At 67.8% G+C, this 22,232-nt stretch carries 24 protein-coding genes; 7 read left to right on the top strand and 17 right to left on the bottom strand.

Features of this window, described 5'->3' with window-relative positions:
- Positions 1-85 precede the first annotated feature (85 nt).
- The 6 genes from JZ792_RS35980 to uraD all read right to left on the bottom strand — a co-directional run bounded on the left by JZ792_RS35980 (position 86) and on the right by uraD (position 4,539).
- Positions 86-694: a PIN domain-containing protein gene (locus JZ792_RS35980; protein WP_216917366.1), complete on the bottom strand. Its 609-nt coding sequence runs from the start codon at positions 692-694 to the stop codon at positions 86-88.
- Positions 695-706: 12 nt separating this feature from the next.
- Entirely contained in the window at positions 707-1,234 is a 528-nt protein-coding gene (locus JZ792_RS35985; protein WP_216917367.1) for a helix-turn-helix domain-containing protein, read from the bottom strand.
- A 126-nt stretch (positions 1,235-1,360) separates the two neighbouring features.
- On the bottom strand, positions 1,361-2,722 hold the full coding sequence (locus tag JZ792_RS35990; RefSeq protein WP_216917368.1) for an 8-oxoguanine deaminase: 1,362 nt from the start codon (positions 2,720-2,722) through the stop codon (positions 1,361-1,363).
- An 88-nt stretch (positions 2,723-2,810) separates the two neighbouring features.
- Positions 2,811-3,716, bottom strand: a complete 906-nt coding sequence (gene pucL, locus JZ792_RS35995) for a factor-independent urate hydroxylase (protein ID WP_216917369.1) — start codon at positions 3,714-3,716, stop codon at positions 2,811-2,813.
- A 5-nt stretch (positions 3,717-3,721) separates the two neighbouring features.
- Complete coding sequence (gene uraH / locus JZ792_RS36000; protein ID WP_216917370.1) at positions 3,722-4,039, bottom strand: hydroxyisourate hydrolase; 318 nt, start codon at positions 4,037-4,039, stop codon at positions 3,722-3,724.
- Positions 4,036-4,539 carry a 2-oxo-4-hydroxy-4-carboxy-5-ureidoimidazoline decarboxylase gene (gene uraD / locus JZ792_RS36005; protein WP_216917371.1) on the bottom strand — a complete coding sequence of 168 codons (504 nt, stop codon included), beginning with the start codon at positions 4,537-4,539 and terminating at the stop codon, positions 4,036-4,038. The genes uraH and uraD overlap by 4 nt, the downstream gene beginning before the upstream one ends.
- Before the next feature lie 131 nt (positions 4,540-4,670).
- Here uraD and JZ792_RS36010 point away from each other — a divergent pair, with 131 nt between their 5' ends.
- Positions 4,671-5,282: a nucleotidyltransferase family protein gene (locus tag JZ792_RS36010; protein ID WP_216917372.1), complete on the top strand. Its 612-nt coding sequence runs from the start codon at positions 4,671-4,673 to the stop codon at positions 5,280-5,282.
- A 6-nt stretch (positions 5,283-5,288) separates the two neighbouring features.
- On the top strand, positions 5,289-6,329 hold the full coding sequence (locus tag JZ792_RS36015; RefSeq protein WP_216917373.1) for an XdhC family protein: 1,041 nt from the start codon (positions 5,289-5,291) through the stop codon (positions 6,327-6,329).
- 37 nt (positions 6,330-6,366) lie between these two features.
- On the opposite strand, the gene JZ792_RS36020 is transcribed toward JZ792_RS36015, so the two are convergent.
- From JZ792_RS36020 to JZ792_RS36040, 5 genes are all read right to left on the bottom strand, one after another.
- Positions 6,367-7,434 (bottom strand): ABC transporter substrate-binding protein, encoded by a 1,068-nt coding sequence (locus JZ792_RS36020; protein WP_216917374.1) that lies wholly within the window; start codon positions 7,432-7,434, stop codon positions 6,367-6,369.
- Positions 7,435-7,554: 120 nt separating this feature from the next.
- Positions 7,555-8,364: an ABC transporter permease gene (locus JZ792_RS36025; protein ID WP_216917375.1), complete on the bottom strand. Its 810-nt coding sequence runs from the start codon at positions 8,362-8,364 to the stop codon at positions 7,555-7,557.
- Positions 8,340-9,086, bottom strand: a complete 747-nt coding sequence (locus JZ792_RS36030) for an ABC transporter permease (RefSeq protein ID WP_216917376.1) — start codon at positions 9,084-9,086, stop codon at positions 8,340-8,342. The genes JZ792_RS36025 and JZ792_RS36030 overlap by 25 nt, the downstream gene beginning before the upstream one ends.
- Positions 9,083-9,946: an ABC transporter ATP-binding protein gene (locus JZ792_RS36035; RefSeq protein WP_216917377.1), complete on the bottom strand. Its 864-nt coding sequence runs from the start codon at positions 9,944-9,946 to the stop codon at positions 9,083-9,085. The genes JZ792_RS36030 and JZ792_RS36035 overlap by 4 nt, the downstream gene beginning before the upstream one ends.
- Positions 9,947-10,127: 181 nt before the next feature.
- Positions 10,128-10,781, bottom strand: a complete 654-nt coding sequence (locus tag JZ792_RS36040; RefSeq protein WP_216917378.1) for a TetR/AcrR family transcriptional regulator — start codon at positions 10,779-10,781, stop codon at positions 10,128-10,130.
- Positions 10,782-11,449: 668 nt separating this feature from the next.
- Between JZ792_RS36040 and JZ792_RS36045 the strand changes: the two genes are divergently transcribed.
- Genes JZ792_RS36045 through JZ792_RS36055 form a run of 3 tightly spaced genes read left to right on the top strand, consistent with a single transcriptional unit; the run spans position 11,450 to position 14,444 of the window.
- Entirely contained in the window at positions 11,450-12,361 is a 912-nt protein-coding gene (locus JZ792_RS36045) for an SIS domain-containing protein (protein ID WP_254190817.1), read from the top strand.
- Positions 12,358-13,506 carry an N-acetylglucosamine-6-phosphate deacetylase gene (locus JZ792_RS36050; RefSeq protein WP_216917380.1) on the top strand — a complete coding sequence of 383 codons (1,149 nt, stop codon included), beginning with the start codon at positions 12,358-12,360 and terminating at the stop codon, positions 13,504-13,506. Before JZ792_RS36045 ends, JZ792_RS36050 begins: the two co-directional genes overlap by 4 nt.
- The gene (locus JZ792_RS36055) at positions 13,503-14,444 is read left to right on the top strand and encodes a hexose kinase (protein ID WP_308165593.1); all 942 of its coding nucleotides are present in this window, start codon (positions 13,503-13,505) and stop codon (positions 14,442-14,444) included. The genes JZ792_RS36050 and JZ792_RS36055 overlap by 4 nt, the downstream gene beginning before the upstream one ends.
- A gap of 282 nt (positions 14,445-14,726) precedes the next feature.
- Here the strand turns inward: JZ792_RS36055 and JZ792_RS36060 are convergent, their stop codons facing one another.
- The 5 genes from JZ792_RS36060 to JZ792_RS36080 form a co-directional block, all read right to left on the bottom strand.
- The gene (locus JZ792_RS36060) at positions 14,727-15,020 is read right to left on the bottom strand and encodes a DUF3349 domain-containing protein (RefSeq protein WP_216917381.1); all 294 of its coding nucleotides are present in this window, start codon (positions 15,018-15,020) and stop codon (positions 14,727-14,729) included.
- A 14-nt stretch (positions 15,021-15,034) separates the two neighbouring features.
- Positions 15,035-15,364 carry a DUF3349 domain-containing protein gene (locus JZ792_RS36065; protein ID WP_438804426.1) on the bottom strand — a complete coding sequence of 110 codons (330 nt, stop codon included), beginning with the start codon at positions 15,362-15,364 and terminating at the stop codon, positions 15,035-15,037.
- A gap of 11 nt (positions 15,365-15,375) precedes the next feature.
- Positions 15,376-15,660: a hypothetical protein gene (locus tag JZ792_RS36070; protein ID WP_109528945.1), complete on the bottom strand. Its 285-nt coding sequence runs from the start codon at positions 15,658-15,660 to the stop codon at positions 15,376-15,378.
- A 14-nt stretch (positions 15,661-15,674) separates the two neighbouring features.
- Positions 15,675-17,033, bottom strand: coding sequence for an inorganic phosphate transporter (locus JZ792_RS36075; RefSeq protein ID WP_216917382.1), 1,359 nt, complete (start codon positions 17,031-17,033; stop codon positions 15,675-15,677).
- Between the two features lie 72 nt (positions 17,034-17,105).
- On the bottom strand, positions 17,106-18,650 hold the full coding sequence (locus tag JZ792_RS36080) for an ATP-dependent DNA ligase (protein WP_216917383.1): 1,545 nt from the start codon (positions 18,648-18,650) through the stop codon (positions 17,106-17,108).
- 93 nt (positions 18,651-18,743) lie between these two features.
- On the opposite strand from JZ792_RS36080, the gene ramB reads away from it, so the two are divergent.
- Positions 18,744-20,150 (top strand): acetate metabolism transcriptional regulator RamB, encoded by a 1,407-nt coding sequence (ramB, locus tag JZ792_RS36085; protein ID WP_216917384.1) that lies wholly within the window; start codon positions 18,744-18,746, stop codon positions 20,148-20,150.
- Positions 20,151-20,194: 44 nt separating this feature from the next.
- On the opposite strand, the gene JZ792_RS36090 is transcribed toward ramB, so the two are convergent.
- Positions 20,195-21,325, bottom strand: a complete 1,131-nt coding sequence (locus JZ792_RS36090) for an MFS transporter (protein ID WP_308165594.1) — start codon at positions 21,323-21,325, stop codon at positions 20,195-20,197.
- Positions 21,326-21,501: 176 nt separating this feature from the next.
- Here JZ792_RS36090 and JZ792_RS36095 point away from each other — a divergent pair.
- The coding region (locus JZ792_RS36095) for a TetR/AcrR family transcriptional regulator (RefSeq protein ID WP_216917386.1) at positions 21,502-22,232 on the top strand (731 nt) is incomplete at its 3' end.

Consider the following 22,232-nt stretch of genomic DNA (forward strand, 5'->3'; position numbering starts at 1 on the left):
CCCGTTACCGCGCCCCGGCCCACCCCCTCCGACCAGGACCGATCCGATCAGGCCGTGAATTCGACCACGCCCGACCTCCTCCCCTTCAGTATCGTCCCGAACGAGCCACCCCGTCGGCCGAGAGATCGACGTTGCGGATCAGCTCGACGGCTTCATCCATTCCGTATCGGGTGCGCAGATCGGTCAGCACCCGCTCCACGTCGACCGGGGGCCGCCTGAATCGCCGCGACAAAGCCTCGACTGCCCTCAGCGCCGCGTCCGGCGAGACTGCGACGGTGTCGGCGGCAAAATGCGCGGGACCGAGTACGTGGATGTGCTCCGGGACCTTGTTCCTCGGGAAGTCCCTCGTATTGCTGGTGACAATGGCGCCGGCACCGCCCGCGACAGCCGCGGCCAGCACATGCTCGTCATCGGGATCCGGGAGTCCGAAAGTGCCGTCGTAGGGCTGCCAACGCTCCACGACGGCATCATCGAACGCGGAGGTCATGCGCTGAATCAATGTGTGTGCGCGCGTTTCCGCGACCTGCCGATCCTCGCCCCGGCTACCCAGCTTCAGCGCCTCGTGACATTCCAGTTCTTCCAGAATCCGTTCGGACCATAGTGGCCGGTAGAGGTTCTCCACGGCTAACGACAGCAGGAAGTCACGCTGCAGACTCGGCCAGAGAACACAGGTGTCCAGCACGGCGGCAAACATCCGCCGATTGTTTCAGCCCTTGGTATTTCGACGTTCGGCGACCAGTCGGCGAACAGCGCGCAGCTGCTCTTGGACCGTGGCGGGATCATCTTCGCTATCGATGTCGACGGTCGTCGCCGCCAAAGCGTCGTACTGGCGTCGACGACGAGCATCGCGGTATGCGAGTACATCGTCCAGCCGCAGGCGATGCCGCGTACCCACACGTTCCGCGGCCAGCTCGTTCTTCTCGATCAACCGTTTCACCGTGGGGCGGCTGACACCGAGCAGATCCGCGGCCTGCTGCGATGTCAGCGTCGTGCTGTGGGGGGCAACGGTGACCGCCTTTCCTGCCAGCAGCGCTGCCACAACCTGCTTCAACGCTTGGTGCACGTTCTCCGGAAGCTCGATGCGGTCGTGTTCATCGATGCCGACCAGCGCGTAACCGGGGTCGGCCGCCGCTCCCCGCCGCTCATGGGCAGTCAGGAAACTCAGGACCGGCGCGAGCTGTTCGTGGTCGTCCGCCGGGATGAAAGTCTTCTGCTCCAACGCCTGCGCGTTCACTGTCGCACCTTCCTCGCCCGGACGACTTTATTCGAACGTTACGAATGAGCTTTCGAATCTTTCGAAAGTGTCCCACATGGTCGGCGAATGTGTCGAGACCGTTCCGACGGTGATGGTGCCCCGCCGCTATCCGGCGGCGGCGACCAATGCGGCCTGGGCGCGGGCGACCCGGGCGCCGACGACGGATTCGTCCACGGTGCGCACCTCGCCGTCGCGGACCACTTCCCGTCCGTTGACCAGCAGTGCGGCCAGGGGTGGTGGGGAGCCGAGGATCAGGGCGGTGACGGGGTCGTCGATACCGGCGTGGGCGGGGGTGTCCAGACGCCAGAGGGCGAGGTCGGCGAGTTTGCCGGGTTCGATCGAACCGATCTCGGCTTCGCGGCCGAGGACCCGGGCGCCGCCGATGGTGGCCAGTTCCAGTGCGGTGCGGACGTTCATCGCGCGCGGTCCGCCGACGGCGCGGGCGTAGAGCAGGGCGTTGCGGGGTTCCTCGATCATGGAACTCGACTCGTTGCTGGCCGCGCCGTCGACGCCGAGCCCGACCGGGACACCGGCCACGAGCAGTGCGGCGGTGCGGGCGATACCGGCGCCGAGGCGGCCGTTGGAGGTCGGGCAGTGGGCGATACCGGTGCCGGTCGCCGCCATCGCGGTGATGGCGGCGTCGTCGAGGTGGACGGCGTGGGCGAACCAGACATCGGGTCCGAGCCAGCCGAGTTGTTCCATGTAGGCCGCGGGCGTGCAGCCGAACGCGGACGCGCAGAAATCCTGTTCGTCGACGGTTTCGGCGAGGTGGGTGTGCAGCCGGACACCGGAGTCGCGCGCCAGCGCGGCCGATTCCCGCATCAGGTCCGGGGTCACCGAGAACGGTGAGCAGGGCGCCAGGGCGACGCGCAGCATCGAGTCGAAGGACGGGTCGTGCCAGCGGGAGATGGCGTCGGCGCTCGCGGCGAGTATCGCGTCGAGCGATTCCACCACGTCGTCGGGCGGCAGTCCGCCGGAACTCGCGCCGAGATCCATCGAACCCCGGCAGGGGTGGAAACGCAGGCCGACGTCGGCGGCGGCGACGATTTCGGCGCCGAGCAGATCACCGCCCGCCGACGGGAAGACGTAGTGGTGGTCGGTGGTCGTGGTGCATCCGGTGCGGGCCAGCGCCGCGAGCGCGCCGGTGGCCGCGATCCGCACCGATTCCTCGTCGATACCGGCCCAGACCGGATACAGCGTGGTCAGCCATTCGAACAGGGTGCTGTCGGCGGCCAGACCCCTGGTGATCCACTGGTAGAGGTGGTGGTGGGTGTTGACGAGCCCCGGCGTCAGCAGGCAGCCGCCGCCGTCGATGCGGGGTGCGTCGGTGATCGGGGCCGGACCCGCGCCGACCGCCCCGATCCTGTTGCCGTGCACCACCACGTGCCCGGTGCGGTATTCGGTGCCCGCCGCGTCGACGGTCGCGATCGCGCAACCGTCGATCACCAGAGTCGGCGCTGCCGTCATCGGAGTCCCACTTTCCCGAGCATCGAGGGGTCGCCGACGAACGGCGTTGTCGTGCATGGACTTCGGTGTGCGTGGACGAGAATCCGGCTCACGGTTCCCAGGCGGGCCCGGCGGGCGGCGCGTCCTGCCTCGACACGGTCGCGTGGATCAATCCGTACGGCCGGTCGGCGGCGTGGAAGACCTCGCCGTGGTTCTCGATCCCGAATCGGGCCAGGTCGTAGCCGAAATGATGTTTGTTCGGGGCGGCGAGCCGCACCTCGGCGAGTACGGGATAGGCCTCCAGCGCGGCTTTGCCCATGTCGAACAGCGTCTGCTGCAAGGCCTTCGAATACCGCGTGGCGAAAACCTCGATCATGGCCGCGCGGATCCCGGCGTAGACCTCGTCCCATTCCACCCCCGAGGTCGCCGCGAAACGCCACCGCGCGTTGACGGCGGTGGCCAGCACCCGGTCGTTGGTCGGTTCGAGCACGGTGAAATCGTCGACGAGGAAATCCGCGAACTGCGATCCGGTGGATTTCAAGATCACCAGGTCGTCGACGCCGCCGATGACCCAGGCCCGCTGCTCGACGCCCTTGCCCGCCACCGTCACCGTCACCGTGCGCACCTCGGGACCCTGCCGCACCCAGGTGTGGTCGTGTTCGAGTCCACCGACGGCGACTCGCTGCCAGGCGAATTCCTCGATCTCGACGCGGGCGCTGTGCACCGGTTCGGTCTCGTCGACGAAGTGGGCGGCCAGCGTGAGCGCGTAATCCTCCACCGGCTGCACGCCGGGTTTCTTGGCGAAGGCGTAGGCGGTCTGCTTCTGGGTGTCGGTGGGCAGCACCTTCGACTGGTCACCGGAGATATAGGCGTCGGCGAAATCGCCGCGCAGCACCGTGCTGACGTTCAGGTCACGGATCTCGTGCCGCGCGCTGTCCCGATAGATCCGGACGATCCGATTCTCGGCCTTGCCGTATCGGTTGTCGGACAGCACGATCGGACCGGTCAATTCCATGGGCGTCAGCTCCCTCGGTAGGTGGAAAAGGCGAAGGGCGACAGCAACAGCGGCACGTGATAATGCCGCGACGCACCCACGGTGAAGGCGATCGACACCTCCGGATAGAACGTGTCGAGCCCGAGTCCGGCGAAGTAGGCGCCGGTGTCGAAAACCAGTCGGTGCACACCGGGTTCCAGTGACGGTCCCAGCTCGGCGATCCGGCCGTCCTGATCGGTCGAGCCACTGCCGAGCAATCGCACCCCGGTGTGCAGGGCGACACCGACACCGGCCGCGGGCACACCGCGTACCGCGTCGAGCACGTGCGTGCTCAGCGTGCTCACGCGAGGTCCGCCAGCAGCCGCCGCAGTCGGATGCGGTTGATCTTGCCCAGTTCGGCGCGCATGATTCGCCTCTCGGTCGCCGGATCGTTGCCGAGCCGGGTGGTCAGGAGTTCGAGCAGTTCCGCCCCCGATCTGCCGCTGGCACAGACCAGGTAGATATGGCCGAACTTCTCTTCGTATGCCCGATTTCCCTCGGCCAATGCCAGCTTGACGCTATCGCCCGCGTCGGCGACCCCGGCCTGTTCACGCGCGGACGCGTCCGAACGCGGTCGCGCGCCGATGCGCGGGTGCCCGGACAGCGCGAGATCGAGTTCGGATTCGGGCAGCGCGGCGAGCGCGGCGTCGGCGGCGGCGAGCAGATCCTCGACGGTGCGGTACGGCCTGCCCGCGAGTACGGCGCGGGCGAACGCGGGCGACGAGCAACAGTCGAGCAGCGCGCGCGTGGCGACGTCGTCGGGCATCGCGTCGAAACCCGCCGTGTCGGTCACGTCGTCTGTCATCGGTCAAGCATCGAACACGACACGCCACGCCGCCACCCGGAAGAGAGTGATCATTCCGGCGTGTCGAGGATTCGCCCGATATGAGTCCGTAGGTAACCCGCGAGCAATGCGGCGCCGCTACGGTGGCGATCATGGTTCCCCCCGACCTCGCGACGACGTCCGGGCCTACCTGCGCGGGCATCGTGCTCGCGGCGGGCGCGGGCACCCGATACGGCTATCCCAAAGTGCTCGCCGAAGGCGGCGCCTGGCTGCGCGCCGCGGTGGCCGCTCTACGCGACGGCGGCTGCGATCCGGTCATCGTGGTGCTCGGCGCGACCGGACCCGCCCCGGCGACGGTCGCCCTGCCGACCGACGCGCGGCACGTGTGGGCTCCGGACTGGGCGACCGGGATGGGCGCGTCACTGCGGGCCGGGCTGAAAGCGGCCGCCGACACCCCGGCCGAATACGTCGCGATCATGCCGGTCGACACCCCCGATGTCGGCGCCGCCGTGGTCGCCAGGGTGACCGCCGCGGCCTTCGCCGCCGAGAGTGGAATCGCCCGCGCTGTGTTCCACGGCACACCGGGACATCCGGTTGTGATCGGCCACGAGCACTGGACCTCGGTGTGGAGAGTCGCCGTAGGAGATTCGGGAGCCCGCACCTATTTGTCCGGTCGGGAGGATATGGTGTGCGTCACGTGCGACGATGTGGCGACGGGACTCGATCGCGATTTCCCGGCCACGACGTCCGATGATCGGAGCTAGAAACTGATGCGCGACATCGTCGATGACCTATTGCGGGTGTGGCATTCCGGCCGCACCGGAGGCCTTGCCACCGTCGTGCGGACCGTGGGGTCCGGGCCGCTGAGCGTCGGCTCGGCGATGCTGGTCGATCCCAACGGCGGCGTGTACGGCTCGGCGCTCGGCGGCTCGGTCGAGTCGGCGGTCCGCGAGGCGGCCGTGGCGGCGGCGCGGACCGGCAGGCGGGCCATGCACCGGTTCGGTGTCCCGGCCGGGGAGTCCGGCGGCGACGCCGGGGGGATGATCGACGTCTTCGCCGAACCGTTCTCACGCCGCGATTTCCCCGAATTCCCGACCGTCGCCTCCGAGATCGCCTCGCATCGGCGGGTCACCGTGTTCACCGTGGTGTGGAATCCGGACGAGGATCTGATCGGTCAGCACCTGGTGACCGACAAGCGGCACAACACCGAGTTGGTCGCGCTGCCCGAATCCGATGTGTTCGTCTCCTCGTTCGCGCCGCCGCCGCGTCTGATCATCTTCGGCGCCAACGCGATCGCCTCGGCGCTCAACGTGCAGGCCCGACTACTCGGCTACCGGGTGACCATCTGCGATTCACGCGACGATGTCGCCGATTCGGAGGCGTTCCCCGGTGCCGAGGTGGTGGTCGACTGGCCGCACCGCTACCTGAACACCCTCTCCTCGGAGGGCGAAATAGATTCCAGTACAGCGATTGTCGTGCTGTCCAACGATCCGATGTTCGAGATTCCGCTGCTCACGGTCGCGCTGCGATTGCCGGAATTCGGCTATCTGGGCGCGACGGGCACCCTGGCGTCGCACAACCGGCGCATCGCCGATCTGCGCGCGGGCGGCTTCGGAGAAATGATGATGGCCCGCCTGCACTCCCCCGCCGGGCTCGATATCGGGGCCCGCACCGCCACGGAACACGCCGTGGCGATCGCCGCCGAACTGCTGGCGACGAAGTCGGGACGGAGTGTCCGGATCCACCCTGAGCAAGCCGATGTGATCCACGCCGAGCGAGCGTTCGGCGCCGAGACATCGGTGGCTCTGTAGAGCTCACGGGGCGTTTCGGCGCCGAAACCCGTCGGGACTACTGCAAACCGGGGTTTTCCGCGTAGACCTCGCGCAGGATCGACAGATCGAACAGTTGGTCGGCCTTGATGTCGATCTTCGCCGTGCGCAATGCCGCGATGTTCTGTTCGATGAGCTGATCGGTCATGCTCAGCAGCCCGTTGGCCGCCGTGTTCGCGGACATCACCAGATCGTTCTGCGCGGTCGCCTCCAGGGTCTGTTCGGCCAGATCCAGTTTCTGATCCTTGCCGTACACCTCCACCGCGAGTCGTGCCGATTCCGCCGGGTTGGCGACCGCGTCCTTCCAGCCTTTGATCTCGGCGACCAGGAACGCCTTCAACTTGTCGCGTTCGTTGTCGATGGTGGACTGGGTCACCGTCAGGGTTTCCGCGACCAGCGGCAGGTTGAAATCGGCGAAGAGGAAATTGGTGTTGGCGAAACCCTTGGCGGCCAGCGTGATCGGCTCGTTGGTGACGTAGCTGACCCAGCCGTCGACCTCACCGTTGGCCAGCGGGGTCGGGTCGAACTGCGCGGGGACGATGGTGACATCGCTCGGCGTCATGCCGTTGGCGGCCAGCAGGGCGTTGAAGATCAGCTGGTTGGTGTCCTGGACGCCGATCTTGCGGCCCTTCATCTCCTGCGGGCTCTTGATCGGCTTACCCGCCGCGCTGACGATGCAGAACGGATTCTTCTGATAGGTGGTGCCGACGATCTTGGCGGGTAGGCCTTCCAGAACGGCCGGGGCGGTGGTCTGCGGCGCGGACAGGCCGAGCCAGACCTTCCCGGTGTCGAGCCCGGCCTCGGCGGAAGTACTCGCGGCGCCGCCCGCGATCAGATTCACCGAGCCGAAGCCCGCGTCACGGAAATAGCCCTTCGAATCCGCGAAGTACTCACCGGCGAATTCAATGTTCTTCAGCCAGGAGAGCTGGACGGCGACGGTACCGAACTTGGAACCGTCCGGGGTGGAGCCACCGGAAGAACTGCTCGAATCATCGCCACACGCGGCGAGCACACCCGCGCCGCCGAGGACGGCTCCGGTCAGCGCGGAGTAGCGGAGAAATGAGCGACGGGCGAACACTGCTGTCATGGACCGAATCTAGGTTCGATCGGTTTCCTTTTCTTTACTTTCAGGTTCCGAGCGCTGATTCGCCCGCGTCGACCGCGAATATCGGGCCGGTCCCACCCCGGCACAGACTCGAGACAGAACCTAACTCCGTCCGGCGTCGGGGCCGAACCGCGCGAGCACCAGATTCTCGATGACGCCGACGATCGCGTACAGCGCCACGGATACGACGGTCACGATGACGATGCTCGCCCACAACTTGTTGTATTGGAAGGTGGGAATGGCGCGGATCAGACTCGCGCCCAGACCCGTTCCACTGCCGAGCCATTCACCGATCAACGCACCGATCAACGCACCGGGCACCGAGATCCTCGCCGCCGCGAACACCGAAGGCAGCGCGGCCGGGATGGAGACCATCCGCAGTGCCGTCCAGCGCGAACCGCCGTAGGCGGCGACGACGTCGACGGCCTGTTTCGGCGCGTTGCGCAGACCGGCCATGATCATCACCAGCGCCGGGAACAGCACGACGATCGCGGCCATCACCGTCACCCCGCCGGTCCCGCGCCCGAAGATGAGCACGATGATCGGCGCCAGCGCGACCAGCGGCACCGAACGCAGCAGCATCGCGACCGGCATGAAGGTCTGCTCGATCGTGGAGACGGTGACGAACAGCGCGGCGATCACCAGCGCCGCCGCCATGCCGACCCCGAATCCCACGGCGGCGTCGCGCAGGGTGATCAGCAGGTCGTCGACGATCGCCTGCCGCGCGGACGACGCGCCGGGCGCGGTGACGAGGTAGCGCCAGATATCGGCGGGCGATTTGCCGACCCGGGGCCCGACCTCGGGGAACGCCCGCAGGAAGACCTCCCAGATCACCAGCATCAACAGCAGCGAGGTGAGCAGCGGGAGCAGGAACAATCCGATCCGTTTCACCGGGCCTCCTGTGCGGTCCATGGCGCGACCAGTCGCGCGGTGAGCGCCACCACCGCGTAGCCGAGACCGGCCAACGCGGCGGCGGCCAATGCCATCCCCCAGGTGCGTGGCACGTTGTAGGCGGACTGCGCGGCGGTCAACGCGACTCCGATACCGCTGTCGACGCCGCCCAGGTATTCGCCGATGATCGCGCCGAGCACCGCCGAGGGCGCGGCGATCTTCAAGGCCGCGAAGATATTCGGCAGCGCGGCGATGATCTGCACCCGGTAGAGCTGCTGCCAGCGCCCGCCGCCGTAGGCGCGCACCAGATCCAGACTGGTGCGATCCGCCGAACGCAATCCGGTGACGGTGCCGACCATCGTGGTGAAGAAGCAGTACATCGCGGCGAGGAAAACCGTCGGCGTGCGACCGCCGAACACCACCAGGATGATCGGGCCGAGCGCGAGCAGCGGTGTGCAGTAACTGAGGATGGCCAACTGGGTCGCCAGCGGTTCGATCGGCGGAATCAGCACCACCAGGATCGCCAGGCCGATCGCCAGCGTGTTACCCCAGACGAAACCCTTCAGCGCGCCCTCGGCCGTGATCCGGAAATTGGGGCCGTAGAGGTCCCAGCCGTCGGTGAACATGGTGCGCACCACCGTCCACGGACTCGGAATGGTGCCGCCCGCGACACCGGCCGCGGCGAGTATCCACCACCCGATGATCAATCCGAGTAATCCGAGCAGACCACCGAGATATCTCATACCGAACCTCCCGCCTTATCGGTCACGACCCCGCCGGTGCCGGTCTTGCCGAACAGCAATTCCGACAGGTAATCGTGCAGCGCGTGGAATTCGGGGGTGCGCATCATTTCCGGGAGCCGAGGCCGGGGCAGATCGATGTCGACCAGTTCCAGTACCCGACCCGGACGCGGACTCATCACCGCGACCACATCGGAAAGGAATACCGCCTCCGCGATGCCGTGGGTCACCATGAGAGTGGTCGCGGGTTTCTCGGTCCAGATCCGCAGCAGTTCCAGATTCAGTTTCTGCCTGGTCATATCGTCGAGCGCGCCGAAGGGTTCGTCGAGCAGCAGCACCGTCGGCTTCACCACCAGCGCCCGCGCGATCGATACCCGCTGACGCATACCGCCCGACAACTGCGCCGGTTTCGCCTTCTCGAAACCCTCCAGCCCGACCAGTCGCACCAGTTCCGCGATCTGTTCGGCGTCCGGTTTCAGACCCGCGACCTGCAACGGCAACTTGATATTCGATTCCACCGACCGCCACGGCAGCAGCGCCGAATCCTGGAACGCGATACCGAGTTCGTGATGGGTGCGCAATTCGGCGGGGCTCTCACCGTTGATGAGGGTTTTCCCCGAGGTCGGCGCCTCCAGTCCGGCGAGAATGCGCAACACGGTCGATTTACCGCAGCCGGACGGCCCGAGCAGGGACAGGAACGACCCCTGCGCGGTATGCAGATCCACCGAATCCAGCGCCGCCACCGTGCGACGGCCGACTTTGAAGGTTTTGGTCAACCCGCTGATATGGATTCCGGTCCCCCCGGCCGCCGGATCGGGGCCCGTGCCGCGCTCGGCCCCACCGGGCTCACTGTCCGTGCTCATATCCGTCACCATAGAAGGGGTCGGTTGCACCGATATTGCGAATGACGGCGACAGATTTCGCCATCGTTACGCCGAGGAATATTGCGATCCCATCGGGCGCGGACGGTCGCGCCGTCGGTCCCTGGATTCTCGAGCCGTCGCACGGCCGAAACTCGCGTGCCCGGGACGCGCGTCGCCCCGATCAGCGCTCGGCGAGCCCGGAGTTGACGAAATACGCTATCTCGTCGCAGATCTCATCGAGCGATATATCGACATCGGGAAGTGTGGCGTGCACCATCTCCTGGGCGAGCGAATTCACCGCGCCGATCACCGCGAGAGCGAACAGTTCGAACCGCCGCGGCGCGGTCTCGCCGCGAGCCACCGCCTGCTCCGCCTCGGTGATGAGCAGTGCCGACAGCAGCCTGCGCTGCTGCATACGCCATTCCTCCACGGCCTGGCTCACGCCGACCACTTCCACGTAGTTCACGCGCGCGGTGCGGGCGTCGCGGCAGGTCACGGTGAGATAGGCGCGGAAACCCTCCACCACCCGCGTGGCCAGCGGCTCGTCGCGCGCGGCCTCCAACGCGGTGAGTGCGGATTCGACCGCGTGCGAGATGGTCCGGTTGCCCAGCGCGATCAACAGCGCTTCGCGGCTGCCCATATCCTCGTAGAAACTGCGCGTCGACACATTGGCGGTCGTGCACAACCGCTCGATCGAAGTGGCGGCGTACCCCTGGGTGCCGAACAACTCCAGCGCCGCGTCCATCAGGCGCGATTGCCGTTGCGCTACCCGCTGTTCCTTGGACAGCCCTCCGTAGCTGCGTCCATCCTTGAGTTCGCCCTCGCGCCGTGCCACCGCACGATGCTACCGCGCGCCGGAAGTTCGCCCGCCACCCGCGAGCGCCCCGGTGCGGGGGTGGGAAGCACCGTCGATGCGACGGTACCGAATTCGGCGTCTCGCGCCAATGCCGTTGTAACGCACGAAAATAGCCGCCACCGGGGGGCGTCGACCATCGACGGTGTCGCGCGCTCGACGGCCGACGGGCGGAATGCAGCCGCCTCATGACTCCCGCCGAGGTCACCGGGCACCCGGCCTACATACAGCGCCGTCCGACGGGCAGCCGACGACCCGGCCCGCAGCCCAGGTCTCCAACGGCCCGACCACAGCCCAGGTTTACTGCACCCGCCCCTCCTGCCCGCGGCGGGCACACCTGCGGCAGTCGCCATGGCGGGCGGCCAACCGGACCTCGGCCCCATGGCAGGCGGGCGACCAGACCCGCGGCCGCCGAGCCGCAGACGTTGGTCGCGGCGCGGGCCATGGCGACCGCGCGGCCCGCGCCGGACGGTTCCCGATTGACGGCGGCGGAGGCGGGGCCGGGACGGGTCGTCGATCTGACGGTCCGACCCCACGCCGGGCGGGCGACCAGACCCCGACCCCACGCCGGGCAGCCAGGGGCCGACCGGACTCGCCGCCGGCTCCTGACCGACGTTGACATGATCGAACCCGCCGACGATTCTGGCTGGGTGCCGATTCCTTCCCGAACGGCCCACGCGTCCCATCTCGCGGCCGAGATCGCCACCCAGCCCGACGACTGGGTGCGTGCCCGGGTGACCGCGAACACCCATCGCGACGTGCTGCCGCGCCCGGGTGAGCATGTCGCCGCGATCGGATGCGGCACCTCCCTGTTCATGGCACGCGCTTTCGCCGCGCTGCGCGAGGAGTCCGGTCTCGGGACGACCGACGCGTGGCCCGCGAGCCGGATCCGCGACCGCGATTACGACCGCTACCTGGTGATCTGTCGTTCGGGAACCACCACGGAGGTGGTCGAGGCCATGCGGCGGATGCCCGCCGCCACGCCGCGCACCGTCCTCTGCGCCAGTCCTCGGACCCCGGTGCTCGATCTCGGCGACCCCGTCCTGATCGATGAGGTCGACGAGCGGTCGGTGGTGTCGACCCGTTTCGCGACGACCGCGCTCGCGATCCTGCGCCACCACCTCGGACAGGATCTGACAGCGGCGATCGACCAGGCGCGGACCGTTCTCGCCGAGGATCCGCGACGCTCGCTTGCGGCGGTGCGCCACGCCGAGCAGATCACCTTCGTCGGGATGGGGTTCGCCGCCGCGCTCGCCGACGAATCGGCGCTGAAGCTGCGCGAATCGTGCCGTTCCTGGACCGAGGCCTACCCCGCCACCGAATACCGGCACGGACCCATCGGTATCTCGGCGCCCGGGCGCGCGGTCTGGGGCCTCGGCCCGCTCGACGCGCGTTTCGCGGCCGACGTCGCCGCCACCGGTGCCCACCTCGAACACCGCGATATCGATCCGATGGCCGAACTCGTCCGCGTGCATCGGCTGTGTGTACTGCGCGCCGCCGACCTCGGCCTCGACCCGGACCATCCACGAAATCTGAGCCGTTCGGTCATGCTGGACCGATGACGCTCACGGTGCGCGGCCGTATCGTCTGCGCGACCCATGTCATCGATGACGCCGTGATCTCGGTCGACGGTGAACGGATCACCGACGTGCGGACGACCGGGGAATGGTCGGCGCGGCAGCCGGATTCGGTGGTACCACCGTTCTCGGGGACGGTACTTCCCGGTCTGGTCGACATCCACGTGCACGGCGGCAACGGATCTCGATTCGACACGACCGACGCTCGGGACGCGCGCGCGGCGGCGCGATTCCATCATTCGCGCGGTTCGACCACGGTCGTCGCGAGCGTGGTCACCGGACCGGTCGACGAGATGGTCGCCCAGATCACGACATTGCGAGAACTGGCCGCCGACGGGACCATCGGCGGTATCCACGCCGAGGGACCGTTCCTGTCGTCGGCGCGGTGCGGCGCGCAGGACCCCCGGTGGCTCCGCGATCCGGACCCTGGGCAGACCGAGCGACTACTCGCCGCAGCCGACGGCCACCTCAGGGTGATGACGATCGCGCCGGAACTGCCGGGTTACGACATTGTCGCCCAGCGACTCCGCGAAGCGGGCACGGTGGTGGCACTCGGCCACAGCGACGCGGACTATTCGTGTTTCCTGCGCGAACTCCGACCGGACGGTCCCGCCCGGCTCGTGACCCACCTGGCCAACGCGATGCCGCCGCTGCATCATCGGGGGCCGGGTCCGGTGGCGGCGGCGCTGGTCGCCGCGGCGGCCGGGCAGGTCGTCGTCGAGCTGATCGGCGACGGTGTGCACGTCGACCCGGGATTCGCGGCACTCGCCTTCGCCGCGGCGGCGGGAAATGTGGCGCTGATCACAGATGCCATGTCCGCGGCGGGGATGGTTGATGGCAAGTACCAACTCGGCGCGATCCCGGTGACGGTGCGCGACAGTGTGGCGCGAGTCGCGAACGGTTCCCTCGCCGGAGGGACGGCCACGCTGCTGGAATGCCTCGCCTGGGCGGTGAACGCGGCGGGTGTCGCGCTCACGAACGCGGTCGTCGCCACCACCGCCGTTCCGGCTCGCGCCGCCGGACTGTCCGGAATCGGCGATATACGGACCGACGGGTTCGCCGACCTGCTGATAGTTGATGACAATCTACAGTTGCGCCGAGTGCTCAGACGTGGACAGTGGTTGAGGTGATCCTCACCGTGACCATGAACCCCGCTTACGACATGACCTACCGCGTCGAACGTTTCGAGCGGGGTCAGGCACACCGGGTCCGCTCGGTCGAACAGCGCATCGGCGGCAAGGGCATCAACGTGACCCGAGTTCTCAATCAGCTCGGAAAATACGCTCGCGCAACGGGTTTCTCCGACCACGCGTTCGCCGCGGCGGCCGAACTCGAACTGCCGGTGGATTTCGTGCACGCCCTGCCGTGGGTGCGGCGCACGGTGGTGATCAGCGAATCCGACGACGGTACCGCGACGGCGCTGTGGGAACCGGGCGCGCGGATCTCCAATCCCCATGCGGCCGAACAACTCGCCACCAGGGTCGCGGGACTGCTGCCCGATATCAACGGACTGGTGATCTCGGGCTCCCTACCCGGAGGCATCGATCCGCGACTGCCCGCCGATATCGCCCGCACCGCCACCGACGCGGGCGTTTCCACGATCTGCGACGTCGACGGCGAGGCGTTGCGCTTGGCCGCCGAAGTGCCGGGCGTGGTCCTGATGCCGAACGCCGAAGAGCTGCAACGACTCACCGGCCGCGTCTCGACGACACCGGACGAGATCGTCGCCGCCGCCTACCCGTTGATCGAACGCGGTGTCCGGGCGATCATCACCGGTAAGCGCGGCCAGGGCATGGTGGGCGTCACCGCCGACGGCGCCTGGTCGGCGACGGTCCCGGAGAAGTTCAGCGGCAACGTGACCGGCGCGGGGGATTCCGCCGCGGCGGCGGTGATCGCCGCGCTGTCGGAGAAATCCGCCCCGGACTGGCCCGCCATCCTCACCGACGCCGTGGCGACCGCAGCGGCCGCGATCGTCATCCCCGTGGCGGGTGAGATCGACCGCGGCCTGCGCGCCCGGGTCGCGCCGACCGTCGTGGTGGAGAAACTGGCGATACCGGATCGCGCGTAATCGACCGCACCGCCGACGAATTCGTGATCGCGTCGCGACCGAGGCGGTCCGGCGGCGCGCGACGAGGGGGCGGCGCCGCCGGACCGGCGGAGGGGTGGATCGGGCAGTGAACCACCGGAGTCGGGCGACCGGCGGGAGCAGGGAGTGCCCCCAGGTGGCAGGGGCCCCGCCCGTCGCCGACTCACCGATCCTTTCCCGCTCCGCTCGAGGTTCGCCGGGACCGCGCTGTGAGTCGGCTGGGAACGCGGTCGCGGCCTGCGGTCGACTCGGCGACGGTGCCGCCTATTCCGGTGATTCCGGATCGGGCCAGGCGCGCGCCGCCAACCGGGCGCGCACTCTCGCGACATCGTCCTCGGACGGCATCTCGTTGGTGACCTTCGTGATCATCACCTGAATATCGGTCGAATCGGCCGGTAGATCACCGGTTCCGGCGAGTTCGGCCGCGAGCGCGCGCACTTCCTCGTCGGAAAGCCTGCGCCGCAGCAGCGCGAGCAACGGGATGTAGTCGGCCTCCGGCACTCCGTCCGGATATCCGGCCCGCAGCCAATCGATGATGGCGTTCAGGAAGGGCGGCATCGGACAGACCGCCGTCAGTCGGAATCGGGCAGCAGATTCGCCAGCGGCCAGCCGCCCGCGGCCAGATGGGAAGCGACCCGGGCGACATCGTTCGGGTCCGGCTGCTCCTTGGCGAAGCGGGCGATGGCGGCCTCGATATCGTCGTGCCCGATCGTGCTGTCCGGGTTGTCGCGTACGAGTTCCCCCGCGATGGCGACGACCTCGTAATCGGTGAGATCCCGGTGCAGCACCGCGAACAGCGCGACGTAATCCGAAGTCGGGATGCCCTGCGGATATCCCGCGCGCAGCCAGCCGATGATCCGGTCGAGCATATTCGGCCTGACGGTTTGCGGTTGATCGGTCACTGCTGCACCCTTCACGACTGTCCGAACAGATGAATGCCGAACTTGGCGGCCAGGAAAGCCTTCGCGGTATAGAGAATTCCGGTGATGATCGCGGCGATGATCAACGCGAAGCAGGTCAGCGCGCCGATCAGGGCCGGATAGTTCCGTTGGGCCACGCTGCCGTCGGATCCGACGGTATCGGCAGCCGTCCACAGCCGCACGCCGAAGGCGAACACGATCGGTAGGCCCGCACCGAGGATCAGGGCGGCCAGGGTGACCTTCCACAGCGAGTTCAGGTTCGTGACGATGGTGTGCATATCCGATTCCTTCCTCAGCCGCGCCGGGTGGTCCGGCCCGAGGAAATCCCGGTGGGCGGTGCCGTCGTAGCCGACCGCCGGGGACGGTCGCCGGTGCTTTCTGCCCCACGAGAGTCCGCTCGGTCCGGCTCGTTCTCCGGCGCGGGCGGGTTCCCGTTCACCGCGCCGTTCACCGGAACGGGGGTGACGCGCTCGGCGGGATTCGCAGTCACGCGAGAATCACCGGCCGGGTCGGGCGTGTCGGCGGGCCACTCGTTCACATTGCCGGTGTCGACGGGATCGCGCCGCGACCGCAGATAGATCAGGACCGACAGCGCGATGAGAATCGCGAAGACGACCAACACCCCGGCCAACCCGCCGATGACGTGCGCGATGACCCAGCAGATGGCGCCCGCGAGACCGGCCAGCGGCAGCGTGAGCAGCCAGGCGACCGCCATTCGGCCCATCACGTTCCAGCGCACCTCGGCGCGCTTGCCGAGACCGCTGCCGAGAATCGACCCGGTGGCGGTCTGCGTGGTCGACAGCGGCAACCCGAAATGCGCCGAGGTGAGGATGATCGCGGCCGAGGACGATTCCGCCGCGAGCCCCTGCGGGGAGTCGATTTCGACCAGACCCTTTCCGAGGGTCCTGATGATGCGCCAGCCGCCCAGATACGTGCCCGCGGCGATGGCGACGGCACAGGCCGCCATCACCCACAGCGGCATGTCGTCGTTCTTGGTGAGACTGCCGTGGGCGACGAGCGCCAGGAAGATGACGCCCATAGTCTTCTGCGCGTCGTTGGTGCCGTGCGCCAGCGAGACCAGCGACGCCGAACCGATCTGCCCCCACCGGAACCCCGCCGTCGTCTTGTCCTGATCGACGCCGCGCGTGATCCGGTAGACGCCCCAGGTGCCGATCGCCGCCACCAGCGCGGCCACGATGGGCGCGAGAATGGCGGGCAGCACGATCTTGGTCAGCACGCCGTCCGAACCGGAGGCCCAGATCACCCCGCCCCAGCCGAGTGCCGCGATACTCGCCCCGATGAGGCCGCCGAACAGAGCGTGCGACGAACTGGACGGCAGGCCGAACAGCCACGTCAGCAGATTCCAGAGGATGCCCCCGACCAGACCGGCGAAAACGATGATCAGCAGAGCCTGTCCGCTGACCGCGTCGAGTTGCACGATCCCCTTGGCCACGGTCGCTGCCACCGCCACCGACAGGAAGGCGCCGATGAGATTGAGGACCGCCGACAGTGCGACCGCCACCCGTGGTCGCAGCGCACCGGTGGCGATGGAAGTCGCCATCGCGTTGGCGGTGTCGTGGAAGCCGTTGGTGAAATCGAAGGCCAGTGCTGTGACGATGACGATCAGAAGGATCAGTAATTCGGCGGTCACCCCACCAGTGTGCGATACCGCCCGGTTCGCTTACTATGCGGTTGCCCTCTGCTGGAACCGGATCGCAATCGACTACGCTCCCGGCAGCATCGCCCGCACGGTGTCGATCGTGTCGGCCTCTTCGGCCGTCTTGTCCGGGCGGTATCGGACGACTCGCGCGAAACGTAACGCGACCCCGCCCGGGTATCGCGGACTCACCTGAACGCCGTCGAGGGCGATTTCCACGACCAGTTCCGGCCACAGGTAGACGGTGTACTCGTCGCGGGATCGTTCGTGCCGGGGGAACTCGGCCGTCTGCCAGTGCAGCAGCGCGTCGGTGAGGCCCTTGAACGTCTTCCCGATCATCACCGGCTCGCCGGTCACGGGATCGCGGGCCCCGAGATGCAGGTTCGACAGGTATCCGGTCCGGCGTCCGTATCCCCATTCCGCGCCGAGCACCACCAGGTCGAGGGTGTGCGTCGGCTTGACCTTCTGCCAGGCCCGCCCGCGTCTGCCCGCCGCGTACGGCGCGTTCAGCGATTTGATCATCACGCCCTCGTGGCCCGCCGCCAGCGCGCCGTCGAAGTATTCGGCGGCGGCTTCGGCGTCGGGGCGCAGCAGCGCGGGGATACTGTGCGCGCACGCCACTTTCGTCAGCGCGAGCCTGCGCTCGTGCAGCGGCGCGTCGAGCAGATCCTGCCCGTCCAGGTGCAGGCAGTCGAAGAAATACGGATGCAGCAGCAGTTCACGGGTGGGATTGGCCCCCGGCGGCAGCGCACTCGGGTCGAAGACCGAGAACCGGCTCATCGTCTCCTGGAACGGGCGTGGCCGTCCGGCGTCGGTGAGCGCGAGGGTCTCCCCGTCCAGCACCACACTGGCGCAATCCAGGCCGCGCACGAGTTCGACCAGTTCCGGCACACTCGCGGTGATATCGCGCAGCGTCCTGGTGAAGACCCGCACGGTGTCGCCGTCGCGGTGCACCTGGATGCGCGCGCCGTCCATCTTGTGCTCGACACTCACCTCGCCGCCGAATTCGTCCATCGCCTCCTCCAGGCTCGCGCCGGGAGCGGCGAGCATCGGCTGGACCGGGCGTCCCACCCGCAACCGGAACCCCGCCAGCGCGTCGACGCCGCCGGTGCGTGCCGCGAGGGCCGTCACCGGCAACTGCCCGCAGAGCATGAAGGCCCGGCGCACCAGCTCCAGCGGGACATCGGCCGATACCGCCACCGCTTCGCTCACGAGGGCGGTGAGCGCGCCCTGGCGCAGTTCACCGGACAGCAGCCTGATCAGGAAGGCCTGTTCGGCGACCGTTGCCGCGGTCCACAATGTCGTGAGAAGGTCTCTGCGCCGATTAACCGAACCCGCGCCGGTCGTCGCGGCGATCTCGGCGAAGGCGGTGTCCACCTCGGAGACGGTCAACGCGGGGGATTCGGCGGCCGGGCCTTCCAGGGCCGTGAGCGTACGCCAGCCCGCGCCGATACGCCCCTGTCGCAGCTCACCGGAGACCCAGGAGACCACGGGCTCCAGTTCCTCGGGCGCGGCCGTGTCCAGCAGCGCGGCGATGGCGGTGATCTTCGTTTTCCGGGACCGGGTGGCGCGAACGGTCTCCGAAGCCTGCACGACATCCGAGAACAGCACCTGACGACCGTAACCCGACGGTGTGACATATCGCTCAGCTCTGCTGTTAATCGCCCATTGGCACGGCTGCGAAAACCCCCATAAACTGGACATATGGCCAAGACTTACGTCGGGGCGCGGCTTCGTCAGCTGCGCACCGAACGAGGACTGAGCCAGGTCTCACTCGCCGCGAAGCTGGAGATCTCGGCGAGTTACCTCAATCAGATCGAGCACGATGTGCGACCGCTCACCGTGCCGGTTCTGCTGCGGATCAGCGAAGTGTTCGGCGTCGACGCGACCTTCTTCTCCTCCCAGGACGACACCAGGCTCATCGCCGAGCTCCAAGAGGTCGTCATGGACCAGGAACTCGGTATCGAGGCCGACGCCCAGGAGATCGCGGATATGGTCTCGGCGCATCCGAGCATGGCCCGCGCCCTGGTGAACATGCACAACCGCTACCGCAACACCAGCGCCCAACTCGCGGCCGCAACCGAGGACCGGTTCGCCGACGGTTCCGGCAGCGCGACCATCAGCAAACCGCACGAGGAAGTCCGTGACTTCTTCTATCAGCGCCAGAACTACATCCACGAACTCGACACCGCCGCCGAGGAACTCACCAACCGCATCCGCTTCCACGGCGGAAATGTGAACAGCGAGATCGCCCGTCTGCTGCGCGGATACGACGTGCGCATCATGGAACGCATCGATCTCGGCGAAGGCGTACTGCACCGCTACGACCCCGAAACGTTGCAACTGGAGATCTCCCCGCACCTGTCCGGCGGGCAGCGCACCTTCAAACTCGCCGCCGAACTCGCCTACTTCGAATGCGGCGATCTACTCGAAAAGCTGGTCGAGGAAGGTAATTTCGCGTCCGAGGACACCAGGAAACTGGCCATGCTCGGCCTGGCGAACTATTTCGCCGCCGCGACGGTGCTGCCCTATACGCAATTCCACGAGATCGCCGAGGATTTCCGCTACGACATCGAACGACTATCGGCCTACTTCACGCAGAGTTACGAGACCATCTGCCACCGTCTCTCGACCCTGCAACGGCCGAAACTGCGCGGCGTCCCGTTCTCCTTCGTGCGCGTGGATCGTGCGGGCAATATGTCGAAACGCCAGTCCGCCACCGGATTCCACTTTTCCTCGAGCGGCGGCACCTGCCCGCTGTGGAATGTCTACGAGACATTCGCCTATCCGGGCAAGATCATGACTCAGATCGCCCAGATGCCCGACGGCCGCAAATACCTGTGGATCGCCCGCACCGTCGAACGCCGCGCCACCCGCTACGGCCAGCCCGGCAAGACCTTCGCCATCGGCCTGGGCTGCGAACTGCGCCACGCGGGTCGCGTCGTCTACGCCGACGGCATCGACCTCGGCGAGGCCGCCGCCACCCCCATCGGCGCGGGCTGCCGCGTCTGCGAGCGGGCCAACTGCCCGCAGCGCGCATTCCCACCGCTGGGCAAGGTCCTCGATATCAGCGAGCACCGCAGTTCGGTGTCGCCGTACGTCCTCAAGTAGGGCGGGAGTCGAAACTCTCGCCGGGCCGGGGAGGTATCGCACGCTCACGCGGTCGCCACTGACCGTGACATGCGCAATCCGACCACCGTGAGCGCGAACGCGACGATCAGTAGCCCCGCCAATGTCCATGCCAGGGCGGGGAATCCGTGCGGGGCGGCGGCGGCCGCGACGATCGGGCCGACGGTCGCGCCGACGTAGAAACTGAACATCGCGACCGATGAAGCGGCGGCGCGGGACTCGCCGCCGAGTTCACCCGCCGTCTGTAGGACCGCCGGGGCGATCACGCCGAGACCGCCGACCAGCACCGCGAGCAACACCGTCAGGACCGCGAGGTGCGAGCCCTCGAAGGTCGCCGCGACCATGGCCAGCGCGGCCACGGTGACGCCGAGCATCATCTGCCCCGGTTTCGACAGTCGCGCGAGCGGGATGGCGAGCAGCGGAAGCGCGAGCATGACGGGCAGCGCGCCCGCCCGCAGCGTCAGCAGTTCGCCGGAACCCTCGACCAGGCCGGTGATCTCGATTCCGGTGTAGATGCCGACCATCACCGCCATACTCAGCGCGCCCGCCACCAGCATCGGCAGCAGCGCACCGATGCGCAGCACCGCGGGGATCGCGGCGTAACTGTGCCGCAGTGGTTTGTCGCGACCGGTGGGAGCGTCGTCGAGCATGACCGAACGCAGTGCCGCCGCGAGTATGGCGAAAAGTACCGCCGAGCCGAGGAATACGGTGCGCCACGGGAACGCGTCGACGACGGTCTGCGAGACGATCTGGGCGATCACGGTCGCCGCCAGGAACGATGTCGCCACCGACATGGTGACCACCGCCCGATGCGCGGGCTCGATGCGCGTGGCGACATAGGCCATGATCGCGGGCGGTACGGAACCGACGACCAGTCCCTGAACCACGCGCAACGCGATCGCCAGCGGAGCGGCGAAGGCGAGACCGGTCAACAGTGTGACCACTGCGGCGACGATCATCCCGGCGACCAGCACCCGGCGGTGACCGTAGCGATCCGAGAGCGGTCCGAACAGGACGAATCCGCCCGCGTATCCGAAGGCGAAGGCGCTGATGATCCATGTCATCGCGCCCGAGCCGACACCCCATTCCGCTTTCATCGCGGTGAACAGGGGAATCGGTATATACATCTGCCCGGTCGCGAGCAGTGCGGAGAGCACGAAAACGGGAAGGGTACGGCCGGTGTGCGCCCGGGCCGACCCACCTACGGCAGGGGTCCGAGCCGGAGTCTCGGCCGGAAGACGAAGTGTCGGCATTGCCATGGCACGAAGGTAGGCTTCCCACCGAACAGTTGTCAACCAAATAGTTGGTTTAAAGGAATGGTAAAGTCGGAATCATGACGGCCAGTACCGATGCGCGCACCCCGGCCGGGCGCGGCGACACCCCGGGACCATCTTCCGACGACCGCAGGGGCGAGACACCGAAACAGACCCAGCGCAGCGACGCGACCAAGCGGGCACTACTGCGCGCGGCCCGCGACGAATTCGCGCGCTACGGCCTCGCCGGGGCGAGGGTCGACCGGATCGCCGACACCGCCGGGGTCAACAAGGAGCGCATCTACGGCCTGTTCGGCAGCAAGGACAAACTCTTCGACGTCATCCTGATCGACACGATGCGCGAATTCCTCGACGTCGTACAGCCACTCGCCGACACCGACCCCGGCGACTACGTCGCCAAACTCTTCGACTACCACCGCGACAATCCGCAACTGCTGCGCCTGCTGCTCTGGGAGGGCCTGCACCGCGGCACCGACGCCCACGACATCGACGGCTGGCGCGCCGATCACTACGTGCGCAAATTCGACCGCGCCCAGGAACAATTCGGCGTCGACGAGCAATACGCGGGCCGCCTCCTGCTGGCCTTCTGCGGGCTGGCCAACTGGTCCCTCGCCGTCCCCCAGACCACCCGCCTGCTACTCGGCGCGGCCGCCGACGACACCGACGCCACCCGCGATTTCATGCGGCGCTTCGCCACCGCCGCGATGCGGAACGAATCGCTGGGCCGACTCGGCGAATCGGGTGAAGCGACCACGAGCGCGCCCACTCCCGCGCACCCCCGGCCCGTAAC

The organism is Nocardia noduli, from assembly GCF_019038455.1.
Classification (GTDB): Bacteria; Actinomycetota; Actinomycetes; order Mycobacteriales; family Mycobacteriaceae; genus Nocardia; species Nocardia noduli.